The organism is Enterobacter bugandensis (assembly GCF_900324475.1).
Lineage (GTDB): Bacteria > Pseudomonadota > Gammaproteobacteria > Enterobacterales > Enterobacteriaceae > Enterobacter > Enterobacter bugandensis.
This window is the reverse complement of record NZ_LT992502.1, coordinates 4016420-4040417: the sequence shown is the minus strand read 5'-3', so window position 1 is coordinate 4040417 and position 23998 is coordinate 4016420. Positions and strand designations below refer to the sequence as shown.

General features: G+C 56.5%; 21 protein-coding genes and 1 riboswitch. Of the genes, 8 read left to right on the top strand and 13 right to left on the bottom strand.

All coding sequences use genetic code 11. From position 1 onward, the window contains the following. Positions 1-101: 101 nt before the first annotated feature. Positions 102-524 (top strand): MarR family winged helix-turn-helix transcriptional regulator, encoded by a 423-nt coding sequence (locus DG357_RS19490; protein WP_063943065.1) that lies wholly within the window; start codon positions 102-104, stop codon positions 522-524. A 41-nt stretch (positions 525-565) separates the two neighbouring features. Here the strand turns inward: DG357_RS19490 and DG357_RS19485 are convergent, their stop codons facing one another. Further along, positions 566-2032 carry an MFS transporter gene (locus DG357_RS19485; protein WP_028014461.1) on the bottom strand — a complete coding sequence of 489 codons (1467 nt, stop codon included), beginning with the start codon at positions 2030-2032 and terminating at the stop codon, positions 566-568. A 92-nt stretch (positions 2033-2124) separates the two neighbouring features. Beyond that, positions 2125-2739, bottom strand: coding sequence for a glycerol-3-phosphate 1-O-acyltransferase PlsY (gene plsY, locus DG357_RS19480; RefSeq protein ID WP_088204286.1), 615 nt, complete (start codon positions 2737-2739; stop codon positions 2125-2127). Positions 2740-2846: 107 nt separating this feature from the next. On the opposite strand from plsY, the gene folB reads away from it, so the two are divergent. Continuing rightward, positions 2847-3215 carry a bifunctional dihydroneopterin aldolase/7,8-dihydroneopterin epimerase gene (gene folB / locus DG357_RS19475; RefSeq protein WP_028014460.1) on the top strand — a complete coding sequence of 123 codons (369 nt, stop codon included), beginning with the start codon at positions 2847-2849 and terminating at the stop codon, positions 3213-3215. A gap of 107 nt (positions 3216-3322) precedes the next feature. Then, positions 3323-4144 (top strand): undecaprenyl-diphosphate phosphatase, encoded by an 822-nt coding sequence (bacA, locus tag DG357_RS19470; protein WP_028014459.1) that lies wholly within the window; start codon positions 3323-3325, stop codon positions 4142-4144. Between the two features lie 13 nt (positions 4145-4157). Here bacA and DG357_RS19465 read toward each other — a convergent pair whose 3' ends face one another. Together DG357_RS19465 and DG357_RS19460 are read right to left on the bottom strand one after the other, a co-directional pair. Continuing rightward, positions 4158-5399 carry a multifunctional CCA addition/repair protein gene (locus DG357_RS19465; RefSeq protein ID WP_088204306.1) on the bottom strand — a complete coding sequence of 414 codons (1242 nt, stop codon included), beginning with the start codon at positions 5397-5399 and terminating at the stop codon, positions 4158-4160. A 60-nt stretch (positions 5400-5459) separates the two neighbouring features. Continuing rightward, positions 5460-6080 (bottom strand): TIGR04211 family SH3 domain-containing protein, encoded by a 621-nt coding sequence (locus DG357_RS19460; RefSeq protein WP_028014457.1) that lies wholly within the window; start codon positions 6078-6080, stop codon positions 5460-5462. A gap of 229 nt (positions 6081-6309) precedes the next feature. Between DG357_RS19460 and DG357_RS19455 the strand changes: the two genes are divergently transcribed. From DG357_RS19455 to hldE, 3 genes are read left to right on the top strand one after another with little or no spacing between them, the layout of a single operon-like run. Further along, the gene (locus DG357_RS19455) at positions 6310-7611 is read left to right on the top strand and encodes a CYTH domain-containing protein (protein WP_028014456.1); all 1302 of its coding nucleotides are present in this window, start codon (positions 6310-6312) and stop codon (positions 7609-7611) included. A 21-nt stretch (positions 7612-7632) separates the two neighbouring features. Further along, positions 7633-10488, top strand: a complete 2856-nt coding sequence (glnE, locus tag DG357_RS19450) for a bifunctional [glutamate--ammonia ligase]-adenylyl-L-tyrosine phosphorylase/[glutamate--ammonia-ligase] adenylyltransferase (RefSeq protein ID WP_108780348.1) — start codon at positions 7633-7635, stop codon at positions 10486-10488. 40 nt (positions 10489-10528) lie between these two features. Further along, the gene (gene hldE, locus DG357_RS19445) at positions 10529-11959 is read left to right on the top strand and encodes a bifunctional D-glycero-beta-D-manno-heptose-7-phosphate kinase/D-glycero-beta-D-manno-heptose 1-phosphate adenylyltransferase HldE (protein WP_003862540.1); all 1431 of its coding nucleotides are present in this window, start codon (positions 10529-10531) and stop codon (positions 11957-11959) included. Positions 11960-12022: 63 nt separating this feature from the next. On the opposite strand, the gene ubiK is transcribed toward hldE, so the two are convergent. Then, complete coding sequence (ubiK, locus tag DG357_RS19440; RefSeq protein WP_028014454.1) at positions 12023-12319, bottom strand: ubiquinone biosynthesis accessory factor UbiK; 297 nt, start codon at positions 12317-12319, stop codon at positions 12023-12025. 121 nt (positions 12320-12440) lie between these two features. Continuing rightward, a riboswitch (FMN riboswitch) is annotated at positions 12441-12591 on the top strand. Between the two features lie 106 nt (positions 12592-12697). Between ubiK and ribB the strand changes: the two genes are divergently transcribed. After that, on the top strand, positions 12698-13351 hold the full coding sequence (gene ribB, locus DG357_RS19435) for a 3,4-dihydroxy-2-butanone-4-phosphate synthase (protein ID WP_028017147.1): 654 nt from the start codon (positions 12698-12700) through the stop codon (positions 13349-13351). Between the two features lie 45 nt (positions 13352-13396). Here the strand turns inward: ribB and DG357_RS19430 are convergent, their stop codons facing one another. The 5 genes from DG357_RS19430 to zupT form a co-directional block, all read right to left on the bottom strand. Continuing rightward, positions 13397-14458 (bottom strand): fimbrial protein, encoded by a 1062-nt coding sequence (locus DG357_RS19430; protein ID WP_088204283.1) that lies wholly within the window; start codon positions 14456-14458, stop codon positions 13397-13399. Next, positions 14442-15203: a fimbrial biogenesis chaperone gene (locus DG357_RS19425; protein ID WP_048959459.1), complete on the bottom strand. Its 762-nt coding sequence runs from the start codon at positions 15201-15203 to the stop codon at positions 14442-14444. Before DG357_RS19425 ends, DG357_RS19430 begins: the two co-directional genes overlap by 17 nt. Before the next feature lie 9 nt (positions 15204-15212). After that, positions 15213-17651 (bottom strand): fimbria/pilus outer membrane usher protein, encoded by a 2439-nt coding sequence (locus DG357_RS19420; RefSeq protein WP_088204282.1) that lies wholly within the window; start codon positions 17649-17651, stop codon positions 15213-15215. Between the two features lie 73 nt (positions 17652-17724). Beyond that, positions 17725-18285: a fimbrial protein gene (locus DG357_RS19415; RefSeq protein WP_045261131.1), complete on the bottom strand. Its 561-nt coding sequence runs from the start codon at positions 18283-18285 to the stop codon at positions 17725-17727. Between the two features lie 331 nt (positions 18286-18616). Further along, on the bottom strand, positions 18617-19390 hold the full coding sequence (gene zupT / locus DG357_RS19410; RefSeq protein ID WP_028014448.1) for a zinc transporter ZupT: 774 nt from the start codon (positions 19388-19390) through the stop codon (positions 18617-18619). Between the two features lie 130 nt (positions 19391-19520). Here zupT and ygiD point away from each other — a divergent pair, with 130 nt between their 5' ends. Further along, positions 19521-20309: a 4,5-DOPA-extradiol-dioxygenase gene (gene ygiD, locus DG357_RS19405; RefSeq protein ID WP_048959959.1), complete on the top strand. Its 789-nt coding sequence runs from the start codon at positions 19521-19523 to the stop codon at positions 20307-20309. 37 nt (positions 20310-20346) lie between these two features. Here ygiD and DG357_RS19400 read toward each other — a convergent pair whose 3' ends face one another. The 3 genes from DG357_RS19400 to tolC form a co-directional block, all read right to left on the bottom strand. Beyond that, positions 20347-21507: a glutathionylspermidine synthase family protein gene (locus DG357_RS19400; protein WP_047364600.1), complete on the bottom strand. Its 1161-nt coding sequence runs from the start codon at positions 21505-21507 to the stop codon at positions 20347-20349. Positions 21508-21509: 2 nt separating this feature from the next. After that, on the bottom strand, positions 21510-22175 hold the full coding sequence (locus DG357_RS19395) for a DUF1190 family protein (RefSeq protein WP_028014445.1): 666 nt from the start codon (positions 22173-22175) through the stop codon (positions 21510-21512). Positions 22176-22336: 161 nt separating this feature from the next. After that, entirely contained in the window at positions 22337-23815 is a 1479-nt protein-coding gene (tolC, locus tag DG357_RS19390; RefSeq protein ID WP_028014444.1) for an outer membrane channel protein TolC, read from the bottom strand. Positions 23816-23998 lie beyond the last annotated feature (183 nt).

The following is a 23998-nucleotide window of genomic DNA, read 5'->3' as shown; positions in this document are numbered from 1 at the left end:
TGCGCTACTTAGTTGCTAATATAATACTTGCGCGCAAGATACTTTTAGTCAAACATTATTTATAATTTTTTTTAGACAACAGATTCAGGGTTGATAGAAAAATGAAAGAAAACAAAACACTAGATGATTTATTGTGCTTCTCGCTGTACTCGGTCACCAATGCGTTCGTGCGCCAGTATCGCCCCCTGCTGCAGGAGATGGATCTGACCTATCCGCAATTTGTTGTTTTGATGGCTCTTTATGAGAAAGACAACATCCCGCTTCGCGATCTCAGCGATAAAACCTATTTTGATTCAGGCACATTGACCCCGCTGGTTCAGAAGCTTGAGGCAAAAGGTTTTCTCAACCGTATCGCGGTTGTGGGGGATGAAAGGATGAAAAATGTCGTATTGACCGATAAGGCGAATGAACTGAAAAAGCAGGTGATGGCGCTGCCGGACCAGATTCGTTGCAGCATGCGGATGAATGATGATGAGCTGGAAATGCTAAAAAAACTCTCCCGAACGCTGCTGGAAGATTTGTAAGCGCACTTCGGTGGGGGTCAACCCACCGAAGCGATGTGTCGTTACCGGTAGTCCTCCGCATCCACATCATACCCGGACGGCTCCCAGCGGATCGCCAGCAATGATGCCAGACCGATAAACGGCGCCAGCGCAATCACCCAGAACACGGCGGTGTCGAGAGACGCGACCAGCAGCGGGAACAGGAACAGCGACAGCGTGGAGCTGCTGCGCATCAGCGTCTGGTTGAGACCCACGCCCACGCCGCGCAGCGAGGTCGGGTAGCTCAGCGAGGCGAACGTCATGGTATGCGCGCCCGGGCCAAATCCCTGACCGAACAGGAAAAGCGCCAGCATCGCCACGGCAAGCACCCCTTCAGAGGCACCGTCCGGTCGACCAATCAGCGCCAGCCCCAGCAGCGCCACAAGCTGACAGGCGTAACCCGCCAGCGACATCCGCCACGCGCCGAAGCGCGGCACGTAGCGCACCGCCAGTAATCCGCCGATAAACGCAAAAAGCAGGTTCAGCGCCAGCGAGATCACAATAGTGGTCAGCATAGACTGCACGAAGAAGCTTGAAATAATCACCGGCAGGCCAAAGGCCACGGCGTTATAGGCGAACGAGGAGACGACGGACAGCAGCGTGGCGAGCGTGGTACGCCGCAGATAGATGCCGCGGAACAGGTTCAGATAGTTCGACCATTTGGCTTTATTCACGACAGGCGCAGGCTGGGTGAGCGCATCCTGCGGGACGTGAGCGTTAATATTGTACGACTGCCGCAAAATGGACGCCGCCTCTTTCAGGTTGCCCTGATTCGCCGCCCAGACCGGCGATTCGCTCATATAGCGGCTGCGGATGGCGATAATCACCAGTGCGGGTACTGCACCAAAGCCGAGAATCAAACGCCAGAGCCAGTCGCTGTGGCTTTCCGGCAGCACTGCGTAGAAAAAGAGAACCAGAAGGTAAGAGATGCTGATCGCCGCATACCAGGTAGGGCACCACATCGCGACGCTGGAGGCCTTATTGCCCGGCCCTTTCAGCCTGGCAAACTCGCTCAGGAACGCCATCGCCACGGGAAGGTCGATCCCCACGCCAAGGCCCATCACAAAGCGCGCGCCCGCCAGCACATATTCATTCGGGGCCAGCGCGCAGGCGATAGCGGCGACGACAAAGAATACCATGTCGGCCATAAAGACGCGGTAGCGCCCGATTTTATCCGTGAGGTAACCGCCGAGCAGCGCCCCGACAATGGCACCAAAGGTAATCGCCGAGGCCACCATGCCGGTACCGGCGGGCGTCAGGTTAAATTCGCGGGTAATGTCTTTAATGCCGAACGCCAGCGCGCCCAGATCGTAGGCATCGAGGAAAATCCCGCCCAGAGCGATACCCACCACGATCCGGGCATTTGCCCGGCCCTGTGAGCCGTCATTAACGAGACGTGAAACGTCCGATGCACTGCGCACCCACTGAATGTCGCCATCAGGGGGAATTCCTGCCGTTGAAAGGGGAGTTGTGTCTGTGATTTCTGCCATTTTCTTTTTGTGTGGTTGTGTTGTGTCTCTAACAGTTACCACAGGCAGAAGGTGACAAAAATCACATTTGGTTATAAGGCATAACTAACCGCCTACTCGGGACCTTTTTTCTTTCGCTTGAGCTTCGTCCAGATCTTCGTTTCCTGGCGTCGCCACAGGCGCTGGATATTGTCGTGATGACGCAGCAGGATCAGGCAGGAGAGCATCGATACCGGGAAGGTGAACTGCGGTTTAAACCACCAGACGTAAAACGGGGCGATCAGCGCGCTGACGATGGCACCCAGCGACGAATAGCCGCTCAGCAGAATGGTCAGCAGCCAGGTCCCGGCCATGACGCCGGTTAAGTCCCATCCGATGGGCGCGATGGCACCAAAGGCGGTCGCCACCCCTTTGCCGCCTTTAAAGCCGAAGAATACGGGCCAGATATGGCCGACGCAGGCGGCGATGGCGATGAGCCCCAGCCAGAACGGCGTGACGCCCAGCGCATACGCGCCCCAGACGGGTAGCATCCCCTTCAGAACATCAAAAATCAAAACCGCTACGGCTGCTCCCTTGCCGCCAATTCGAAGCACGTTGGTCGCTCCCGGATTCCCGGAACCACTTTCACGCGGGTCAGGTAACCCGGCAATGCGGCAGACCAGAATGGCGCTGGAGATTGAGCCGCAAAGATAGGCGAGGAGGATCATTCCAGGCGCGATTGCACTCATAACGCTGTTCCGTTTTGAAAATGTATCTGTATTCTCAGCATCTGTGGATAATACGCATAATTCGCCGGAAGTGGTATCCGGTTTAGCCAAAAAGCAGGCAGGTCGTGATGGATATTGTATTTATAGAGCAACTTTCGGTAATCACCACAATTGGTGTTTACGACTGGGAACAGACCATCGAGCAGAAACTGGTGTTCGATATCGAAATGGGATGGGATAACCGCAAATCGGCAAAAAGCGATGACGTGAATGACTGTCTGAGCTATGCCGACATCAGCGAAGCGGTGATCGGCCACGTGGAAGGACAGCGTTTTGCGCTGGTGGAACGGGTGGCGGAAGAGGTGGCGGATCTGCTGCTGACCAAATTCAACTCACCGTGGGTACGCATTAAGCTGAGCAAGCCGGGGGCAGTGGCGCGCGCGGCCAACGTAGGCGTGATTATCGAGCGTGGCACAAATCTGAAAGGAAAGATTTAACGTCATAATTGCTAAACCATTTTAGGTTATATCGGTCTTAAGGCTGTATCTTTCACGGTAGCCGTTAGGGGCGACCGTTTTTTTATATCTTTTTTAGGGGTTTATAGATGAGCGATATGCACTCGCTGCTGGTGGCGGCAATTCTGGGTGTGGTCGAAGGATTGACGGAGTTTTTGCCGGTTTCCAGTACGGGCCATATGATTATCGTTGGCCATCTGCTGGGCTTCGAAGGCGATACCGCAAAGACGTTTGAGGTGGTAATTCAGCTGGGCTCGATTCTGGCGGTGGTGGTGATGTTCTGGCGTCGCCTGTTTGGCCTGATCGGCATCCATTTTGGCCGTCTGCCGCAGCGTGAAGGAGAGGGCAAAGGCCGCCTGACGCTGATTCACATCCTGCTCGGGATGATCCCGGCGGTGGTATTGGGGCTGGTATTCCACGACACCATTAAATCGCTGTTTAACCCGATTAACGTCATGTACGCGCTGGTGGTGGGCGGTTTCCTGCTGATTGCCGCGGAAGTGCTGAAGCCAAAAGTCCCGCGTGCGGAAGGCCTGGACGATATGACCTATCGTCAGGCGTTTATCATTGGCTGCTTCCAGTGTCTGGCGCTGTGGCCGGGCTTCTCCCGTTCAGGTGCGACCATTTCAGGCGGGATGCTGATGGGCGTGAGCCGCTATGCGGCGTCCGAGTTCTCGTTCCTGCTGGCGGTGCCGATGATGATGGGCGCCACCGCGCTGGACCTTTACAAAAGCATTGGCTTCCTGACCACAGGCGATATTCCGATGTTTGCCGTGGGCTTTATCACCGCCTTTATCGTGGCGCTGATTGCCATCAAAACCTTCCTGCAGCTGATTAAGCGTATCTCGTTCATTCCGTTCGCGATCTACCGCTTTATCGTCGCGGCTGCGGTGTACGTGGTCTTCTTCTGATAACCGATTGCCCTCACTCTTTCGGCTGAGGGCAACGCTTTTCCTTCCACGCGGTAACCGCGTCAATCCGCCGTTTGGTTAGCTCCTCGCGAATCTCCGGGCCTTTAAATCCTGCCTCAACCACGTCTTTCGTTGGCACCGCTTTTGCGACTTCCCACGCTTCGCGCAGCAAACGCCCCTGGGGATAATCGGACGCTTCAAACCCGGTTCGACCGCGCACGTCCGCTTCGCTGGTGAGCGCAATCTGCTCCACGCGCTGCGGCTTGCGCCAGGCGTCAATATTATCGAACAGCTTCACGATGGTGGCGGGCTTCAGGATCGGGAAGGTATGGATCAGGTCGTGGAACTCGGCGACCAGCTTTGCCAGATCGCGGATGTCATTCGGCACGCGCAGACGCTGGCAGAGCGCGTCAACCAGCTTTACCCCCGCCGGACCGTGCCCGTGATGGCGCGGCCAGAACTCTTTCGGCGTTAAGCCTTTGCCGAGATCGTGGCACAGGGTGGAAAAACGTACGTCCACCTCAGGGCTGAGCATGGCGGCCATGCTCAGCGTCATCAGCGTGTGCACGCCGGTATCAATTTCGGGATGCCATTTCGCCGGTGCGGGCACGCCAAACAGCGCGTCGATTTCCGGGAACAGCACCTTCAGCGCGCCGCAGTCGCGAAGAACCTGGAAAAAGACCTGCGGGTTGCGGGTGGTGAGGGCATTTTCCGTCTCTTTCCAGACGCGCTCCGGCGTCAGGTGTTCCAGCTCGCCCGCCTCGGTCATGGCCGTCATCAACGCCATCGTCTCATCCGCAATACGGAAGCTCAGATGCGCGTAACGCGCGGCAAAACGCGCCACGCGCAGCACGCGGAGCGGATCTTCAGAAAATGCCGGGGAGACGTGACGCAAAAGACGATCGCGCAGGTCGTCCTGCCCCCCGTAGGCGTCGATGATATGGCCGTTTTCGTCCTGGGCCAGGGCGTTAATGGTGAGATCGCGGCGCAGCAGATCCTGCTCCAGCGTCACATCCGGCGCGGCGTAGCAGGTGAAGCCCGTATAACCGGAACCGGATTTCCGTTCGGTACGCGCCAGGGCGTATTCTTCCCGGCTTTTCGGATGCAGGAACACGGGAAAATCGCGGCCTACCTGCTGGTAGCCCGCGTCGAGCATCTCTTCCGGGGTGGCGCCCACCACCACCCAGTCTTTATCTTTGACCGGCAGACCTAACAACGCATCACGTACCGCACCACCGACCAGATAACTCTTCACGCCCAACTCTCCCGTTTTCTCTTTTCCAGAATGATACGTAAGTCTGGCAGAGAAGACGAATTAGTTCATCCAGCGATCTTTACGCTTACGGCTTGGGATCAGATGTGGCAGAACCAGACCCAGCACCAGACCAACGCCCAGCACGCCGCCGCCATACATAAACCACTGCATGATAATGGTGCGCTGTTTGTCATCAAGCTGCAGGTTCGCGGCGTTCACTTTTTTCTGCGCGACGATCAGCTCGTTTTTGAGCTTTTGATTCTCTTCTTTCAGACCGTTGATCACGCCGTCGCTCTGCGCCACTTTCTGCTGCATTTCAGCGGTGCGCTGGTTCCAGGTCCCGTCGATGTTGTTCAGCTTGTCGGTGAGGGTCTTCACCTGATTTTCCAGATCCGGCACGCGGGTGCGCAGGCTTGGCACGGTGCTCAGCTCTTTCATTGGGATCCAGGAGGTACGGCCGGAACTGTCGCGAACCTGACCGTAATTGGTCTCCGCGTTGGTCTGCAACAGGGTGACTTCCTCGCCGGCATTCACCGTGCCCACGAGGCGATAATTATCTCCGGGGCCACTGCGCACCCAGGTGTTAAGTTCGTCAGAAACGTAACGCTTCTCTTCAGCGTGCACTGCGGTTGCGGCGCTAAAAGCGAGTAAAGTAAGTCCAATCAGGCGTAATTTAAGCATCATTAGTCGTTATTTTCATAAAAAGTGGAACGATAGTAGTGGCAACAGTGTCTCTACGCAAAGCATTCATCAGCAATCAGAATCATCTGTGTCACGACTCTACACATTTACGCCCGACAAATTGCTCATTGCATGGCAATTTGGCGCAAAATACTATGTACTGACAAATAAATGGCGAGGAAGTTCGCCCTCATTGACGCGTCTGTGACGCCCGCAAAAGTACAAGGCTATGGCTCAGGAAATCGAATTAAAATTTATCGTCGAAAAAGACAGCGTTGACGCGCTCCGTCAGCATCTGAATACGCTCTCCGGCGAGCACCATGAACCCGTACCGTTGCTCAACATCTACTACGAAACGCCGGACAACTGGCTGCGCAACCACGATATGGGGCTGCGCATCCGCGGCGCGAACGGACGCTACGAGATGACGATGAAAATCGCCGGCCGCGTGGTCGGCGGTTTGCATCAGCGCCCGGAATACAATATCGACATCAGTAAGCCAGAACTTGAGCTGGAACGTTTCCCGGCGGAAGTCTGGCCGGAAGGCGAACTGCCCGCCACGCTGGCAGGGCAGGTGCAGCCACTGTTCAGCACCGATTTCGCTCGCGAGAAATGGCTGGTGACGGAAGGCAAGAGCCGCATTGAAATCGCGCTGGATTTAGGCGAGGTGAAGGCGGGTGAGTTCCAGGAACCGATCTGCGAGCTGGAGCTGGAACTTCTGGAAGGGGATGCGAGCGACGTGCTGAAGCTGGCGCGCAAGCTGGTAAGCCAGCCGGGTTTACGTCAGGGCAGCTTGAGCAAAGCGGCGCGCGGCTACCACCTGGCTGCCGGAAATGCGCCACGCGTGCTGAGAGAGACTCCGATTTTGCGCGTCGTCCCGAAAGCCAGCATTGAGCAGGGCATGGAAGCGGCGCTGGAGCTGGCGCTCTCCCAATGGCAGTACCATGAAGAACTGTGGGCGCGTAACGTCAAAAATGCCAAAAAACAGGTGCTGGCCGCGATTGGACTGGTGCGTCATACCCTGACGCTGTTTGGCGGTATCGTACCGCGTAAAGCTAGCGCTCACTTACGCGATCTGCTGACCCAGACCGAAACGCTGCTGCTTTCCGACGTGTCGGCGCAAACCGCGCTTTATAGCCCGCAAAATGCCGCGGCAAAACTGGCGCTGACCGAGTTTCTGGTGACGCGCGGCTGGCGCGTCTTCCTCGATGCAAAAGCGCAGACCAAAATCGCGGACAACTTTAAACGCTTCGCGGATATCCATCTTTCCCGCCACGCCGCCGAGCTGAGAACCACCTTCGCGCATCCGCTGGGCGACCAGTATGGCGACCAGCTTCCCCGCCTGGCGCGTAATATCGACAGCATGTTGCTTCTGTCGGGAGCGTACGAGGGCGTGAAGGCGCAGGCCTGGCTGGAGAACTGGCAGGGGCTTAAGCATGCCATTGAGACCCGTCAGCAGATTGAGATCGAGCATTTCCGCAACGAAGCCATTTCGCAGGATCCATACTGGCTGCACAGCGGAAAACGTTAATTCTGGCAAGGAACCCCTGATATGCCGCTTTCTTCGCAGTTACAGCAGCACTGGCAAACCGTTTGCGAACGTCTGCCCGAGTCGTTACCCGCGTCATCGTTAAGCGAGCAGGCGAAAAGCGTGCTCACGTTCAGTGATTTTGTGCAGGAGAGCATCAGCGCCAATCCTGACTGGCTGGCAGAGCTGGAAAGCGCGCCGCCGCAGGCTGATGAGTGGCGCCACTATGCTGGCTGGCTGCAAACCGCGCTGGCAGATGTGGCGGATGAAGCCACGCTGATGCGCGTTCTGCGTCAGTTCCGCCGTCGGGTGATGGTGCGCATTGCCTGGGCGCAGGCGCTGGAGCTGGTGAGTGAAGAGAGCACCTTGCAGCAGTTGAGCGAGCTGGCGCAGACGCTGATTGTCGCCGCGCGGGACTGGCTCTACGCCGCCTGCTGTAAAGAGTGGGGCACGCCGTGCAGCGAAGAAGGGGTTCCGCAGCCGCTGTTGATTCTGGGGATGGGCAAGCTGGGCGGCTGCGAGCTGAACTTCTCCTCGGATATCGACCTGATCTTTGCCTGGCCGGAGAATGGCGCCACGCGAGGCGGTCGTCGCGAGCTGGATAACGCCCAGTTCTTTACCCGACTCGGGCAGCGTCTGATTAAGGCGCTGGACCAGCCTACGCAGGACGGCTTTGTTTACCGCGTGGACATGCGCCTGCGCCCGTTTGGCGACAGCGGCCCGCTGGTACTGAGCTTCGCCGCGCTGGAAGATTATTACCAGGAGCAGGGGCGCGACTGGGAGCGTTACGCGATGGTCAAAGCGCGGATCATGGGCGACAGCGACGACGCTTACGCCAATGAGCTGCGCGCCATGCTGCGCCCGTTCGTGTTCCGCCGTTACATCGACTTTAGCGTGATCCAGTCCCTGCGCAATATGAAAGGGATGATCGCCCGCGAGGTGCGCCGTCGCGGCCTGAAGGATAACATCAAGCTCGGCGCGGGCGGCATCCGCGAAATCGAATTTATCGTTCAGGTCTTCCAGCTGATCCGCGGCGGGCGCGAGCCGTCGCTGCAGTCCCGCTCGCTGCTGCCGACGCTGAGCGCCATTGAGCAACTGCATTTGCTGCCGGACGGCGACGCGCAAACCCTGCGCGAGGCCTATCTGTTCCTGCGCCGTCTGGAAAACCTGCTGCAAAGCATTAACGACGAACAGACCCAGACCCTGCCGGGGGATGACCTTAACCGGGCGCGTCTGGCCTGGGGCATGCGGGTGGATGACTGGTCAACGTTGACCGAACGGCTGGATGCCCATATGGCAGGCGTTCGCCGCATCTTTAACGATCTGATTGGTGACGACGAAAGTGAATCACCGGACGATGCGCTCTCCGAGCACTGGCGCGAACTGTGGCAGGACGCGCTCCAGGAAGATGACACCACGCCGGTGCTGGCGCACTTAAGCGACGACGCCCGCCATCGCGTGGTGGCCTTGATTGCCGATTTCCGCCTTGAGCTGAACAAGCGCGCCATTGGGCCGCGCGGTCGTCAGGTGCTGGATCATCTGATGCCGCACCTGCTGAGCGAGGTCTGCTCCCGCGAGGATGCGCCGGTGCCGCTGTCGCGCATGATGCCGCTGCTGAGCGGGATTATCACGCGTACCACCTATCTTGAACTGCTGAGCGAGTTTCCCGGCGCGCTGAAACACCTGATTTCCCTCTGCGCCGCGTCGCCGATGGTAGCCAACAAGCTGGCGCGATACCCGCTGCTGCTGGACGAACTGCTCGACCCGAACACGCTCTATCAGCCGACGGCGACGGACGCCTACCGCGACGAGCTGCGCCAGTATCTGCTGCGCGTGCCGGAAGAGGACGAAGAGCAACAGCTCGAGGCGCTGCGTCAGTTTAAGCAGGCGCAGATGCTGCGCGTGGCGGCGGCGGATATCGCCGGTACGCTGCCGGTAATGAAAGTGAGCGATCATTTAACCTGGCTAGCGGAGGCGATCATCGACGCGGTAGTTCAGCAGGCATGGGTGCAGATGGTGGCCCGCTACGGCCAGCCGAAGCACCTTGCTGACCGCGAGGGGCGAGGGTTTGCCGTGGTCGGTTACGGCAAGCTGGGCGGCTGGGAGCTGGGCTACAGCTCCGATCTGGATCTGATTTTCCTGCACGACTGTCCGGCGGACGTCATGACCGACGGCGAGCGTGAGATTGACGGGCGGCAGTTCTACCTGCGCCTGGCCCAGCGCATCATGCACCTGTTCAGCACCCGCACTTCGTCGGGCATTCTGTACGAGGTGGACGCGCGTCTGCGCCCGTCCGGCGCGGCAGGCATGCTGGTCACCTCGACGGACGCTTTTGCTGACTATCAGAAGAACGAAGCCTGGACGTGGGAACATCAGGCGCTGGTGCGCGCCCGCGTGGTGTACGGCGATCCGCAGCTCAAAACGCAGTTCGATGCGATCCGCAAGTCAGTCATGACAACCCCGCGCGAGGGCAGCACCCTGCAAACTGAAGTGCGCGAAATGCGTGAGAAAATGCGCGCGCATTTGGGCAACAAACATCGCGATCGCTTTGATATCAAAGCCGATGAGGGCGGGATTACCGATATTGAGTTCATCACTCAGTACCTGGTGCTACTGCATGCCCACGACAAGCCGAAGCTGACGCGCTGGTCCGATAACGTGCGCATTCTGGAACTGCTGGCGCAAAACGACATTATGGACGAGCAGGAGGCGCAGGCCTTAACCCGCGCCTACACCACGCTGCGCGATGAACTTCATCACCTGGCGTTGCAGGAACAGCCGGGCCACGTGGCGCTGGACTGTTTTACCGCAGAGCGCGCCCAGGTGACGGCAAGCTGGCAGAAATGGCTGGTGGAGCCGTGCGTAACAAAACAAGTGTGATATTATCGCGCGCAAATTGTGAATCTTTCTGGAGTCAGGAATGAAAGTAACACTGCCAGAGTTTGAACGTGCTGGAGTAATGGTTGTCGGGGATGTGATGCTGGATCGCTACTGGTATGGGCCGACCAGCCGCATCTCTCCTGAAGCGCCGGTACCGGTGGTTAAGGTCGACACCATTGAAGAGCGTCCCGGCGGCGCGGCAAACGTGGCGATGAACATAGCCTCGCTGGGCGCGCATTCGCGTCTGGTGGGCCTGACCGGTATCGACGATGCGGCGCGTGCGCTGAGCAAGTCGCTGGCGGACGTGAACGTGAAGTGCGACTTCGTTTCTGTTCCGACACACCCAACCATCACCAAGCTGCGCGTGCTGTCGCGTAACCAGCAGCTGATCCGCCTCGATTTTGAAGAAGGGTTCGAAGGCGTTGATCCCGAGCCGCTGCACGAGCGCATTAACCAGGCGCTGGGCAACATCGGCGCGCTGGTGCTGTCTGACTACGCCAAAGGCGCGCTGGCGAGCGTGCAAACGATGATTCAGCTGGCGCGTAAAGCCAGCGTGCCGGTGCTGATCGATCCGAAAGGCACCGATTTTGAGCGCTATCGCGGCGCAACCCTGCTGACGCCAAACCTTTCTGAGTTCGAAGCGGTGGCGGGCAAGTGCAAAACGGAAGAAGAACTGGTTGAGCGCGGCATGAAGATCATTGCTGACTTCGAGCTGTCCGCGCTGCTGGTCACCCGCTCCGAGCAGGGGATGACGCTGCTGCAGCCGGGCAAGGCGCCGCTGCATATGCCAACCCAGGCGCAGGAAGTGTACGACGTGACCGGTGCCGGTGATACGGTGATCGGCGTGCTGGCGGCAACGCTGGCGGCGGGTAACTCCCTGGAAGAGGCGTGCTACTTCGCGAACGCCGCGGCGGGCGTGGTCGTCGGTAAATTGGGTACTTCAACCGTTTCGCCCATCGAGCTGGAAAACGCGGTGCGCGGGCGTGCGGATACCGGTTTTGGCGTCATGACCGAAGACGAGCTGAAGGTGGCCGTTGCCGCCGCGCGCAAGCGCGGTGAAAAAGTGGTGATGACCAACGGCGTGTTTGACATCCTGCACGCGGGCCACGTGTCGTATCTGGCGAATGCGCGCAAGCTGGGCGATCGCCTGATTGTGGCGGTCAACAGCGATGCGTCGACCAAACGTCTGAAAGGCGAAACGCGCCCGGTGAACCCGCTCGAGCAACGTATGATTGTGCTTGGCGCGCTGGAAGCGGTGGACTGGGTGGTGTCGTTTGAAGAAGATACCCCGCAGCGCCTGATTGCCGGGATCCTGCCAGACCTGCTGGTGAAGGGCGGCGATTACAAGCCGGAGCAAATCGCAGGTAGCGAAGAGGTCTGGGCCAACGGCGGTGAGGTGATGGTGCTCAATTTTGAGGACGGGTGTTCAACCACCAACATCATCAAGAAGATCCAGAAAGACAGTCAGTAAAAAACGGGCCAATTGGCCCGTTTTTTTCACCCTCTCCCTGTGGGGGAGGGCATCAGGCCGCACTTACTCCTGGTCGTCCACCGGTGGAATGGCCGGTGCCGGCTTCACTTCTTCCGGCGCATTGCGGTTTTCCAGCTCGCTCAGACGCTGTTCCAGCAGCGCCAGCTTCTCGCGGGTGCGCAGCAGAACCTGGGTCTGCACGTCAAACTCTTCGCGGCTGACTAAATCAAGGCGAACCAACTGCGCCTGCAGCGTCTGGCGGATTTTCTTCTCAACGTCATCACCAAATTCACGAATGCCCTTTGGCATGGACTCATGAACCTGACGCGCGATCTGCTCAATTTTTTTCGGGTCAATCATAATGGCTTCCCTTGATAAGTCGGTGTTGATGAACATTGTAGCGCGTCATGACCCAGGATAAAGCAGATTTGTTTGAAGCTTATGCATTGCCCAGGTTAATCAATAGCGTTATAGTTATCTCGCTTATTCTCAGGGCGGGGCGAAATTCCCCACCGGCGGTAAATCAGCTTAACGCTGAAAGCCCGCGAGCGCTTTGGGTGAATTCTCAAAGGTCAGCAGATCCGGTGTAATTCCGGGGCCGACGGTTAAAGTCCGGATGGGAGAGAGTAACGATCCAGTCGGGCATGGGCCCGCTCACGTTATCTTTTTGCCGCTTATACGGCGCTCCTAAGACTGCCCTGATTCTGGTAACCATATTGTTAATGAGGTTTTTTTACCATGAATCAGACGCTACTTTCCTCTTTTGGCACTTCAACTCAACGTGTTGAACATGCACTGGATGCACTGCGCGAAGGCCGCGGTGTGATGGTGCTTGACGATGAAAACCGTGAAAACGAAGGCGACATGATTTTTGCCGCCGAAAACATGACCGTTGAACAGATGGCGCTGACCATCCGTCACGGCAGCGGCATCGTATGCCTGTGTATTACCGAAGATCGTCGTAAGCAGCTCGAGCTGCCGATGATGGTTGAGAACAACACCAGCGCCTTTGGTACCGGCTTTACCGTGACCATTGAAGCGGCGCATGGCGTGACTACCGGTGTATCGGCGGCTGACCGCCTGACCACCGTGCGTGCCGCCATTGCTGATGATGCGAAACCCTCCGATCTGCATCGTCCAGGCCACGTCTTCCCGCTGCGCGCGCAGGCGGGCGGTGTGCTGACCCGCGGTGGTCACACCGAAGCGACGATCGACCTGGTGACACTGGCGGGCTTTAAGCCTGCGGGCGTGCTGTGTGAACTGACCAACGATGACGGCACCATGGCCCGCGCGCCAGAGTGCATCACCTTTGCGCGTCTGCACAACATGCCGGTTGTCACAATTGAAGATCTGGTGGAATACCGTCAGGCGCACGAGCGCAAGGCCAGCTGAGACCGTTGATGTGAAAAAGCCGGGGAAACCCGGCTTTTTTTGTCGCTAGTGGTAGTTAATTTTAAACAGCACCACGGTTTCAAACGGTCCGGACTGGATCGCTTTTCCCTCATCCCACGACAGCTCTGCCGTGTACTTTTGCTCATACTGCAACGTACTCCCGGTGAAGTCGGCATACTCCTGATAGTGGTTGAAGGTAAACGGATCCGTTCCGTTCAGAATACGCAGTTTTAGCCCGTTGCCAATCAACAGCGCCGTATCGTCAGCGCTGAGCTTTTCGTTCGTGTAGAATGACGAGTCCATTTTGAATCCATCAGAGCACTGCGCGTCCTGCACCTTGGTGGTTTTAACCGTAAATTCACGAACGCGCGTTTTCTGGTTCACAATGTCGCGAGCGCTGAAGGTGCCAAAATCGATCTCCTGGTTTTCAGGGTAGATGCTGAAGGTTGCCCCGCAGTCCAGAACGGTAATGTTTTGCAAGCCGTTGATGTGATACTTCAGGTTTTTCGCGTCGGCCATCTGGTTGACCCCGCCTTTACCGTCAAACTGCACCACGATGTAATCGCCGAGCGAACTCACGTAGCCGTGAGGCGGAATCGCCTTAATTTTTACAAACAGGCGAAAGCGGGCAATAAACGTGCGTGTCGTATGGACGTCATCCGGGTTACCGGAGCAGATCAGGTTTTCCCAGCCCATCTGCCGTATCTGATCCGGGGTATAGATGAGGATATTCTTGTTATCAAGACACTGGCGGGTGTCCACGCCATTCGGCTGGCCCGTGGCATCGTAATCCACCCCTTCGTAGGTTACGCCAAGCTCATAGTAAGGGTCCGTTGCGGCAGGATAAGGGTTAACCCAGGCGAATACGTCTTCCGGCTCAAAGCCGCCGTTGACGTTGTGATCGCAGGTGACCGGGATTTTAATGTCATCTGATTCCCAGATTTTCTGCCCCACCTGCGCGTTGCTGGGGATAGCAAAGGGCGAGATGGTTTTTGTCTCTTCAACCGGCCCGCCTGAAGCACCAAGATAGCAGTCCAGCGCCAGCGCTTCTCTTACGGGCAGAGCGGATATCAGCAGCAGGAACAGCAGATTAGCGAGCTTGCGCATCTTTATCGACCTTATGCTCGCTGAGCGTACATTTCGCCGTACCTGAACATTGCGCGTCGACCTTTTTCAGCGCACCGTAATCATCAATGTAGCCAATGCTGTAGTAGTTGCCATGATAGTCACCGGTAGAGGTTGTCGCCGTCGCAAACGGGGCGATCATCAGGCTGTCAAAACCGGGCAGCATGGTTTTCGCATTTTTGCTCAGCCACGCCAGCGTGATGTAATAAGGCGTAGGGTTATGCACGGTGAGCCCTTTCGCGTTTGCGGTGACTTCCATACGCATTTCTGCCTGATCGCCTGCCTTTTTGGCGATCGCTTTGGGACGCCAGAACAGTTTGATCCTGCTCTGCATCGCGACCTGCATGACGCTGCGTTCCTCGCTCGCGCTGGAACTTTTCGGCGGCACCTCGCGCAGGTTGAAATAAAACAGCGATTCCCGGTCTTTCGGCAACCGGGCGGTCGCGGCCTGCTTCACAATCCGGACCTGAGACGAGGCGCCCGCTTCAAGACGTTGAATCGGCGGAAGCGCCATAAAATGGCTGTCCTCCTTGCGTCCGTTTTCATCTTCTATCCAGGAGAGCGCCAGATAAGGCAACGTTTTGCTCTGGTTATCAATCTTGAGGCTGCTGGCCTTATCGCTTTCCGGAAACACAATGCGGGTGCGGTCCAGGTTAACGGCGGCGTGGGTGGTAAATGCGGTGCCGATTAACATCAGGCACAGGCTAGTGAATGAGGTCAGTTTCATCATGGTTTCTTACTGGCATGGCAGTATCAACTGCATACTGTTTTCAAGGTGTGAAGGCAGCGAGAAGCGACACTGCTGATTGTCACCCCACGTTACCCGGAATTGTTGTTCAGGCTCGACTGCTCCCAGCCAGACGTGGCCTTCGTCGGCGACCATGCCGATTTGCTGGTCACTTTCCAGCAGGTGAACAATCGCGCCCAGCGGCGGAGTGCCGGCTGGCGTACGGATAATGCCGGCAATATCGTTGCCAGCGCGCGTGGCAATCTGGCGGTAGCCAATCGCCCCCTCGGTCCAGGTGGTGGTCGTGATGCGGTTGTCCACATCGACGCCGTCAGGCAGGTTATCCAGATTGACCTGTACGCTGGCGGGAGAGTAACTGGAAACCGACGGTAAAACGCCGATACCAAAGCGGTTGGTTTCATCCCGCGACATGTTCAGCGGAATGTTGCCGACGCCGTCGGTGCTGACCATCACGCGCGGTTCGTTTCCGTAGCTGCGACGGTGCAGCGCCGCGCCTTTGGCCGTTGAGGTAAACGAGCCATTCCAGCTGGCGCTCAGGGAGTTATATTCATCAGCTTTATAACTTCCGGAGATATTCAGATCGCCAAACGGTGAATAATGCTGATAGTTGCCGCTCATCTGTGCGCCCGCGTCCGCGTGTTCACTCTCCGTCCCCGCGGAGACGCCCCAGGTATTATTGCGATCGGACGTGTCGTACCAGGAGACATTTTGGCTCAGGCTATCGCTGTTGTGCAGATCGTAACTGAGGCGATGATCCGGATCGATCGGTACGCTCAGGGAAAGATAAAACTGCGTATCGTCGTCTTCATCTTCGTAATGCGTCTTGCTCCAGGAGAGGGTGACGCCGAGGTTTTTCCAGCGCCCCAGATCAAAGTTATAGCCTGCGGTAATGCTTCCGGTCGTGGACGGGGCTTCGTTCCACCAGGTCTGACGCAGTACGTTGACGTAGAGGTTGAGCGATAACGAGCTGATGTACTGGCTGGCGGTTACGCTCAGCGTCTGCTTTTCTGTCTGACGATCGTTGTCGTCATAATCAAGGAAGCGGGCATAGCTCAGGAATTTCCGATCGGAGTAGCGGTAGCTGGCAAGCGTAAGCTGGCTGCCGGTGGTATCGAAACGCTTACTGTAGTTAAAACGGTAGCTGTAACCCGTCTGGCTATCCTGGAAGGGGAGCTGGCTGGTGGCCTGCGTGACGTCAAAAGAGAGGGCACCCAGATGCGCCATATTTTGCCCGACCCCGGCGGCAATGGAACGGTAATGATCCCCGTCGGCAAGCGTCCCGCCATAGAGCGAGGTGTTTGACAGCATTCCCCATGAGAATTCACCGCTCATAAAACCGGTGTCTTCGACGTCATGAGAGGCGTCTTTACGCGCTTTACCCGCCGCCAGCTTGTAGCGAACCTGCCCTTTACGCGTTAAAAAAGGCACCGATTCCGCCGAGACCTGGAAGGTGCTGACGCGCCCGTCTTCCTCCGTCACTTTTACGTCCAGCGTTCCCTGAACGGACTGGTTAAGATCCTGAATAACAAAGGGGCCAGGCGGGACTTTGCTTTGATAAATTACGCGATCGGACAGGCTGACGGTGACGGTCGCGTTGGTTTGCGCGATACCGGTAATTTGTGGCGCATAGCCACGCAGCGACCAGGGGAGCATGCGCTCATCGCTGATCAGGGAGGCGCCGGTATAGGTAAAAGCGTCAAAGATTGAGGACTGGAAGTCCGTTTCACCCAGCGTCAGCTTAGCACCAAGCGAAGGAAGAGGGCGGAACATGTAGACGCGCGAAAAGCGTCCGTCATGATCCGAACCTGCATCGGTATGCGTTTGGCTGTACTGATAATCACTGCGCAGGCGCCATGCGCCCATATTCGCGCCCGCCGTGCCATAGGTGTTGGCGTTGTTGGTGCTGCTGCCGTCGCTGGGCTGATAGTGGCTGGCGAACAGGTTGTAATCCAGAATCACGCCCGGTACGCCATTGTCCCACGTTGCGGGTGGCATCCAGTCGGCGGCGCGGTACTGCAACCATGCCTGGGGTACGGTGACCTTCAGCGTCTGGGTCGCTTGTTCAAAATTAAAGGTGATATCCGGTCTGGAGGAAAAGTCGACGCATCCTTCTTTTTCGGGTAAGGCGTCGCGGACTTCCTCTTTCAGGGCAAACGTATCCGCCAGTTCAGGAGGAATACACACCTGTACCGTATTATTTACCTCTTTCCAGCTAAGCTGCCAGCCGTTAGCCAGCGGTGTGTCGTTAATTGATACGGTAACAAAATAGCTGCCAGGGGTAACCGCTATTTCATTTTTAAAAAGGGAGAGGTCAACGCTGCTCCGCTGGTCTTTATCAATGGCATTGATATTAAACTCGGTGGCAGAGGCAATCTTCGTCATTAACAGGGACGCAATGATGATTTTAGATTGTAATTTATATGTCATCATCCTGTTACCAAAATAATATCACATACCGGCTGGCAAATAATGCCAGCCGGTTTTATCGTGATGCATTGCCTTATTTGTACATCAGCACATAGTTGGCAGTCGCTTCAACCTGACCCGCTGTGGCAGTTTTACCCTGAGCAACTTCCATTAATGCTTTGAAGTGCAGAGTCTGAGTGGTGGAACCCGCCAGCAGATCGACCGTTTGAGCCGAACCCAGGGTGATGTTGGCTTCGTTGTTGTCCAGCAGACGAACACCGACGTTCTGAGCACCGCTTGCATAGGTGTTGCTCATCAGGCTGGTGTCAGTAGCGTCAGTTGCTGCGCTGGTGAAGGTCACGTCAACTTTGGTCACTGGCGTATCCGTTTCGTCCGCCGGATCGTCAAGCTGGCAGTTCTCCAGATTGATATCAACCGGAACAGCGGTAGACTTTTTGTTAGCGTTGATCACGGCAGTGGTAACTTCACCCAGGTCCACTTCTTTATCAACGCTGTCTGGTGCAATGCTGCACGGTGCATCAATGACCACGCCTTTGAATTTGATTTTGCCGGAACCCTGGTCATCAGCAAAAGCAGAACCCGAAACGATGGCAGCCATCGCAACCGCTAACAATACTTTTTTACCCATATACATGAAAATATCCTTTTTCAATTGAATTCATAATCTGAATATTAATTTTCAGAATACTCGCAAAGTATAACGGGTTGAGGGCGGCTTTTACGATTAATGAGGCTTAAAGATATTTTTAGAGGAGGTTAATATATAATTTATTATTATCGTAACCGATTAATATTTCATGCAGCAGCGGCTTTTTAAGCGCAATTTAATTGGGAAATATTGCGATTAAAATATTCATAAAAACTCTTGATTTCCAATTGTAAATACAGAGCCGCAGACAGTGTAAAATGCAACGGCTGCGCTGGGGCGCATCAAAGAATTGCCCTCATCGATGAGGGCATCCGTGTCAGCCTATACCTGCCGTTTGCAGCAGCACCAGGCTTAACCCCATCACCGACATGCCGCACAGCACGCCGTAGCTGGGATTATTGTTAGGATCGATCTCTTTCGCCAGCGGCATCAGCTCATCTACGGAGAGCGCAACCATAATCCCGGCCACGGCAGCCATAATCGCCGCCATCACGACAGGGGAGACGAGGCTTCCAAGGATCAGCCACGCCAGCACACCGCCGAGAATTTCGGCCATCCCGGAAATCCCCGCCCAGAAGACGGCAGTACGTTTTGAACCCGTTGCGGCATAAACCGGCCCGGCCACTGCAAGTCCTTCAGGAATATTGTGTAAGGCTACCGCCAGCGCGACACCAAATCCCATTTCCAGATTGCTGCTGGCCGTGACATACGTGGCGACACCTTCCGGGAAGTTGTGCAGGCTGATACCCAGCGTCAGCAGGATCGCCGTGCGCTTGATGTTGCCGGGGATTGGAGTAACGCTTTTTTGCATCAAATCCTGAGGGTGGGCGTGGGGCAGCATGCGGTCGAGCGCAAAATAGCCCAGCAGACCAACGATGAACATGCCGTAGCCCAGAACCGGAGACATTCCCTCGGTGTGAAGCGCTGCTGGCAGCATCTCCATCAGCGAGATAAGCAGCATGATCCCAGCGGCGAAGCCCAGCGAGAACGCCAGAAGACGATTAGACGGTTTTTGCCCGAGCACGCCGAGGAACGCACCGATAAAGGTCGCGGCACCCGCAAGCACGGTCAAAATTAAGGGTACTGACATGCACTCTCCTTAAGGGATATCTTACGTTCAAATTTCCTGATGATGATCTTCACGGTTATCTGCGTTTATCTTCACCTGAATGCGCGTAATGTAGAACCATCAAATTGACACCTTCTCTAAGGATACCACCATGTCTTCTTCTCGTATGCCTGCACTGTTTTTAGGCCACGGCAGCCCAATGAACGTTCTGGAAGACAACGTTTATACCCGCGCCTGGCGTCATCTGGGGGAGACATTGCCGCGTCCGAAGGCGATTGTGGTGGTGTCTGCGCACTGGTTTACCCGTGGTACCGGCGTGACGGCCATGGAAGCGCCTAAAACCATTCATGATTTCGGCGGCTTCCCGCAGGCGCTGTATGATACGCATTATCCGGCTCCCGGCTCGCCTGCGCTGGCACAGCGGCTGGTAGAGTTGCTCGCACCTGTTCCAGTGGCGCTGGATAAAGAAGCCTGGGGATTTGACCACGGCTCGTGGGGCGTGCTGATTAAGATGTACCCTGATGCAGATATTCCGATGGTGCAGTTAAGCATCGACAGCACTAAACCGGCGGCCTGGCATCTGGAAATGGGCCGCAAACTGGCGACCCTGCGTGATGAGGGCATCATGCTGGTGGCAAGCGGCAACGTGGTGCATAACCTGCGTACGGCGCGCTGGCACGGTGAGAACACGCCATACCCGTGGGCGAGCGCTTTTAACGCTTACGTCAAAGCGAACCTGACCTGGCAAGGCCCGGTTGAGAAGCATCCGTTAGTGAACTATCTGGATCACGAAGGCGGTTCGCTCTCTAACCCGACGCCGGAGCACTTCCTGCCGCTGCTGTATGTGTTAGGTGCATGGGACGGTCAGGAGCCGGTTACCATTCCGGTTGACGGCATTGAGATGGGCAGTTTGAGTATGCTGTCGGTGCAGGTGGGGTAAAAACATGCCCGGTAAGCGTAGCGCCACCGGGCAAGTTTTATTCAACAAAAATATGCGGATAGAACCGTGACAGATCCTGCGTAATCAACGCGCGATCTTCGCGAATACCAATCCCGGCAGGTTGATCGTTAATAAGCCAGCTGCCGATCAGCGTATAGCTGTCGCCAAATTTCGGAAGTTGATAAAACTCCTGGACGATCATCCCTTCTTCACCGTATGGCCCTTCAACCGCTTCCAGCGTTTTACCGTTTTCGATAATGGAGACGTTCGCGCCTTCGCGGGAAAAGATAGGCTTAACGACGTATTTCTCCATCGGCGGGAACTCATCTTCGGCAAAGTAAGCTGGCAACAGGTTAGGGTGGTTCGGGAACATCTCCCACAGCATCGGCAGCAGGGCTTTATTGGAGATAATGCTCTTCCACGCCGGTTCCAGCCAGCGCACGCCCGCGTCTTCCAGCTTGGTGGAGAACATTTCACGCAGCATGTATTCCCACGGATAGAGCTTGAACAGGTTGCTGATCACCTGATCCTGCATATCCGTAAACTGACCTTTTTCCCCCAGGCCGATATCCTCGATATAGAGGAATTCAGTCGCCACTTCCGCTTCGGCCGCGCAGTCCTGCAGATACTGAACCGTGCCCCTGTCTTCCTCCGTGTCGCGACAGCAGGCAAGATGCAGCAGATTGAAGCCAAACTGCTCCCGCAGTTCGGCGAAACGCTCAATCAGCTTTTCCTGCAGGCTGTTGAACTGGTCGCTACCTTCCGGCAGGTTTCCGGCGTTCATCTGATCTTCCAGCCAAATCCACTGGAAGAATGCCGCTTCGTAAAGAGAGGTCGGCGTATCCGCGTTGTTTTCTAAAAGCTTCGGCTCACCCACGCCATCCCACGCCAGATCGAGGCGAGAGTAAAGCGAAGGCTGATTCGTTTTCCACGACTGACGGACGAAACTCCAGGTGTGCTTCGGAATACGGAATTTAGTCATCAGCTCGTCACTGTCGATGACTTTATCCACCACCTTCAGGCACATCTGGTGCAGCTCGGCCGTCACCTCTTCCAGTTTTTCCACCTGGTCGAGCGTCAGTTTGTAGTAAGCATCTTCACACCAGTACGGTTCGCCGTACATGGTGTGGAAGTTAAAACCGTATTCAGTGGCTTTTTCGCGCCAGTCCGGGCGCTCGGTAATACCGACTCGTTCCATGATCAGCCGCCCATTGAGCGAGTGGAAGTGCCTGTTGCACTACGCTGCATGCTGGTCTGTTTCGCCACAGACTCACCGAACCCACCGCGGGTGATGGTGCTGGTGGTCGCAGGCTTCGGTGCCATCGCGGTTTTCGGGACGGTCACGGTGCGGCCCGGGGTCGCTGCGCCATAGCCTTTGCCGCTGGCATCGGTATATTGACCATAAGCCGGGCTGGCCGGGTTTTTCGAGCTAAACAGCGGTTGCTGCTGATAGCCCGCACCGCCGCCCATCAGGCGGCCCATCATGTAGCCTGCCATTAATGGCATCCAGAAGCTGCCGCTGGACTGCGCCTGCGCCTGATTCTCCGGCGCAGTACCTGCCTGAGCTGGCGTCTGCTGACACTGTCCTTCACCAAATTCCGCCACGCAGTCTTCGCGTGAGGCGTATTTCGGCGCGGTGCGTTCCGCTTCTTTCAGGGCGTTGGTGTAGGCGGTTTTACATTCTGCTGCCTGGCCGGTTGCTGCGGAGCAGTCGTCCGCGTTTTGATACAGCGAAACCGTTTCGTCGTTTTTCTCACAGCCTGCCAGCATAAAGACCGCGGTTACTGCCAGCGCAACAGGGGTGAGATGACGTGCGTTCCAGCTTTTGCGGAACGACGCGTGATTGATCGTTTTTGTCCGTTTCATGTTTGTCTTCCAGGACCCAGTGGTAATAACGCTCAGGATAGTGGATGAGTGGTTGAAAATGAAGCGAAGAGGGGCGGAATCAGGGGGATCTTTACGTTGGCTTACGTTCGGGTGTGATTCAGCTGCGCCCTCTCCCGGTGAGAGAGGGCGTGATAACACTCTTAGTTACGGAACGGGTTAGAACCGCTGCTTGCAGGTGCCGTGCTACGCGCGGCCGCTGGCTGTGCGGCAGGGGCGCTGCCGTTAGCGTTGAAGTTATCAACGGCGGCAACCTGCTCCGGGTTCTCCGGCGCAACGCTGTCCGGCGAGGTAGAGACCGGTTTGCCCAGCGCGCTGTTCAGCATCTGCAGGTCTTGCTCGTTCAGCGTACCCAGAGCCTGCTTAATGTTCAGCTGGTTAATCAGGTACTGATAACGTGCGCTGGAGAGCTGCTGTTTCGCGTTGTAGAGCGTGGTGGTCGCGTCCAGCACGTCAACGATGGTGCGGGTACCAACGGAGTAACCGGCTTCCATCGCGTCCAGGGAGCTCTGTGCAGACACAACGGCCTGTTTATAGGCGTTGATGCTACTGATAGACGCGTTCACGTTGTTGAAGGACGAACGCACGGTCTGCACCACGTTGCGGTGCGCGCTTTCCAACTGCTCGCTCGCGCCAACAAAGTTGTACTGCGCCTGTTTCACCTGAGAGTTGACCTGACCGCCCTGGTACAGTGGCAGAGAGAAGCTCAGGCCCACTTTGTTCTGACCCATATTGCTGTCGTCATACTGGGCAGAATTGGTTTTAGAGCCGCTGTAGGTCGTGTCAGAAACGCCGGTGGACGCGCTCAGGCTCAGGGTTGGCAGATGGCCGTCCTGCGCCTGACGAATTTGCTCGCGGGCCAGGTCCTGGCTCAGACGCGCCTGCAGCAACGTCAGGTTGCGGTTTTCCGCCTCTTTCAGCAGGGCGTTAACGGCCTGCGGCTTATCCGTTTTGAAGCTGTCGACGTTCAGGGAAGCCAGCTCAGGATAGTAATTCCCGGTCACCTGGCGCAGGGATTCCAGCGCGTTGTCGAGGTTGTTACGCGCGGTCACTTCGTTGGCCAGCACGGTGTCGTACTGTGAACGGGCGTTCTGCACGTCGGTGATCGCCACCAGACCCACGTTGAAGCGCTGGGTGGTTTGATCTAACTGACGGTAAATGGCCTGTTTCTGCGCTTCGGTGTAGGAGAGCGCGTCAATGGCGCTCAGCACGTTGAAGTACGCGGTGGCAGTATTCAGGATCAGCGTTTGCTGGTCGGTCTGATAGGTCACATCCTGGATGCCCGCGCTCTTTTCCTGCAGGGTCAGGGCGCGCCATTTGGACATATCAAACAGCGTCTGTGTTAATTGCAGTGAGGCGCTGGTAGCATTGGAGTTAACGCCGTTAGCGTCGCGGAAACCGTTGCTGTAGGTATAATCTGCACCTAAACCTAACTGCGGCAGCAGTGGGCTACGCGCTTCGTTAATCTTTTCAAACGCAGCATCACGATCGGCCGCTGATTTACGTAAATCAGGGTTGCCCAGACGTGCCTGCTGGTAGACCTGTAACAGGTTTTCCGCCTGGCTCATTGCACTGAAGCCCGTCAGGCTCAGGCCGATAAGGATGGGGAGCAATTTCTTCATTTGCATTCCTTGTTGTGAAGCAGTATTAGCGCTGATCTAATTAAAAAATAATTGCCGATTCTAACAGAATCATCCACACCAAAAGGTTGGCGTTACGTGCCATCTGGCGGTAATTTGCACCAATCTACCATATAGCCTTACAAACGGCAGCCAAACAGCCTTGAAATTCACAATTTCATCACC

What these genes read in the sequence shown, in the direction of transcription:
- DG357_RS19485 (WP_028014461.1), bottom strand. Translation starts at nt 2,032, where the DNA reads ATGGCAGAAATCACAGACACAACTCCCCTTTCAACGGCAGGAATTCCC.
- DG357_RS19420 (WP_088204282.1), bottom strand. Translation starts at nt 17,651, where the DNA reads ATGACATATAAATTACAATCTAAAATCATCATTGCGTCCCTGTTAATG.
- DG357_RS19395 (WP_028014445.1), bottom strand. Translation starts at nt 22,175, where the DNA reads ATGAAACGGACAAAAACGATCAATCACGCGTCGTTCCGCAAAAGCTGG.
- DG357_RS19455 (WP_028014456.1), top strand. Translation starts at nt 6,310, where the DNA reads ATGGCTCAGGAAATCGAATTAAAATTTATCGTCGAAAAAGACAGCGTT.
- bacA (WP_028014459.1), top strand. Translation starts at nt 3,323, where the DNA reads ATGAGCGATATGCACTCGCTGCTGGTGGCGGCAATTCTGGGTGTGGTC.
- ygiD (WP_048959959.1), top strand. Translation starts at nt 19,521, where the DNA reads ATGTCTTCTTCTCGTATGCCTGCACTGTTTTTAGGCCACGGCAGCCCA.
- DG357_RS19400 (WP_047364600.1), bottom strand. Translation starts at nt 21,507, where the DNA reads ATGGAACGAGTCGGTATTACCGAGCGCCCGGACTGGCGCGAAAAAGCC.
- ribB (WP_028017147.1), top strand. Translation starts at nt 12,698, where the DNA reads ATGAATCAGACGCTACTTTCCTCTTTTGGCACTTCAACTCAACGTGTT.
- DG357_RS19415 (WP_045261131.1), bottom strand. Translation starts at nt 18,285, where the DNA reads ATGTATATGGGTAAAAAAGTATTGTTAGCGGTTGCGATGGCTGCCATC.
- ubiK (WP_028014454.1), bottom strand. Translation starts at nt 12,319, where the DNA reads ATGATTGACCCGAAAAAAATTGAGCAGATCGCGCGTCAGGTTCATGAG.
- plsY (WP_088204286.1), bottom strand. Translation starts at nt 2,739, where the DNA reads ATGAGTGCAATCGCGCCTGGAATGATCCTCCTCGCCTATCTTTGCGGC.
- DG357_RS19425 (WP_048959459.1), bottom strand. Translation starts at nt 15,203, where the DNA reads ATGAAACTGACCTCATTCACTAGCCTGTGCCTGATGTTAATCGGCACC.
- folB (WP_028014460.1), top strand. Translation starts at nt 2,847, where the DNA reads ATGGATATTGTATTTATAGAGCAACTTTCGGTAATCACCACAATTGGT.
- glnE (WP_108780348.1), top strand. Translation starts at nt 7,633, where the DNA reads ATGCCGCTTTCTTCGCAGTTACAGCAGCACTGGCAAACCGTTTGCGAA.
- tolC (WP_028014444.1), bottom strand. Translation starts at nt 23,815, where the DNA reads ATGAAGAAATTGCTCCCCATCCTTATCGGCCTGAGCCTGACGGGCTTC.
- DG357_RS19490 (WP_063943065.1), top strand. Translation starts at nt 102, where the DNA reads ATGAAAGAAAACAAAACACTAGATGATTTATTGTGCTTCTCGCTGTAC.
- DG357_RS19460 (WP_028014457.1), bottom strand. Translation starts at nt 6,080, where the DNA reads ATGCTTAAATTACGCCTGATTGGACTTACTTTACTCGCTTTTAGCGCC.
- hldE (WP_003862540.1), top strand. Translation starts at nt 10,529, where the DNA reads ATGAAAGTAACACTGCCAGAGTTTGAACGTGCTGGAGTAATGGTTGTC.
- zupT (WP_028014448.1), bottom strand. Translation starts at nt 19,390, where the DNA reads ATGTCAGTACCCTTAATTTTGACCGTGCTTGCGGGTGCCGCGACCTTT.
- DG357_RS19430 (WP_088204283.1), bottom strand. Translation starts at nt 14,458, where the DNA reads ATGCGCAAGCTCGCTAATCTGCTGTTCCTGCTGCTGATATCCGCTCTG.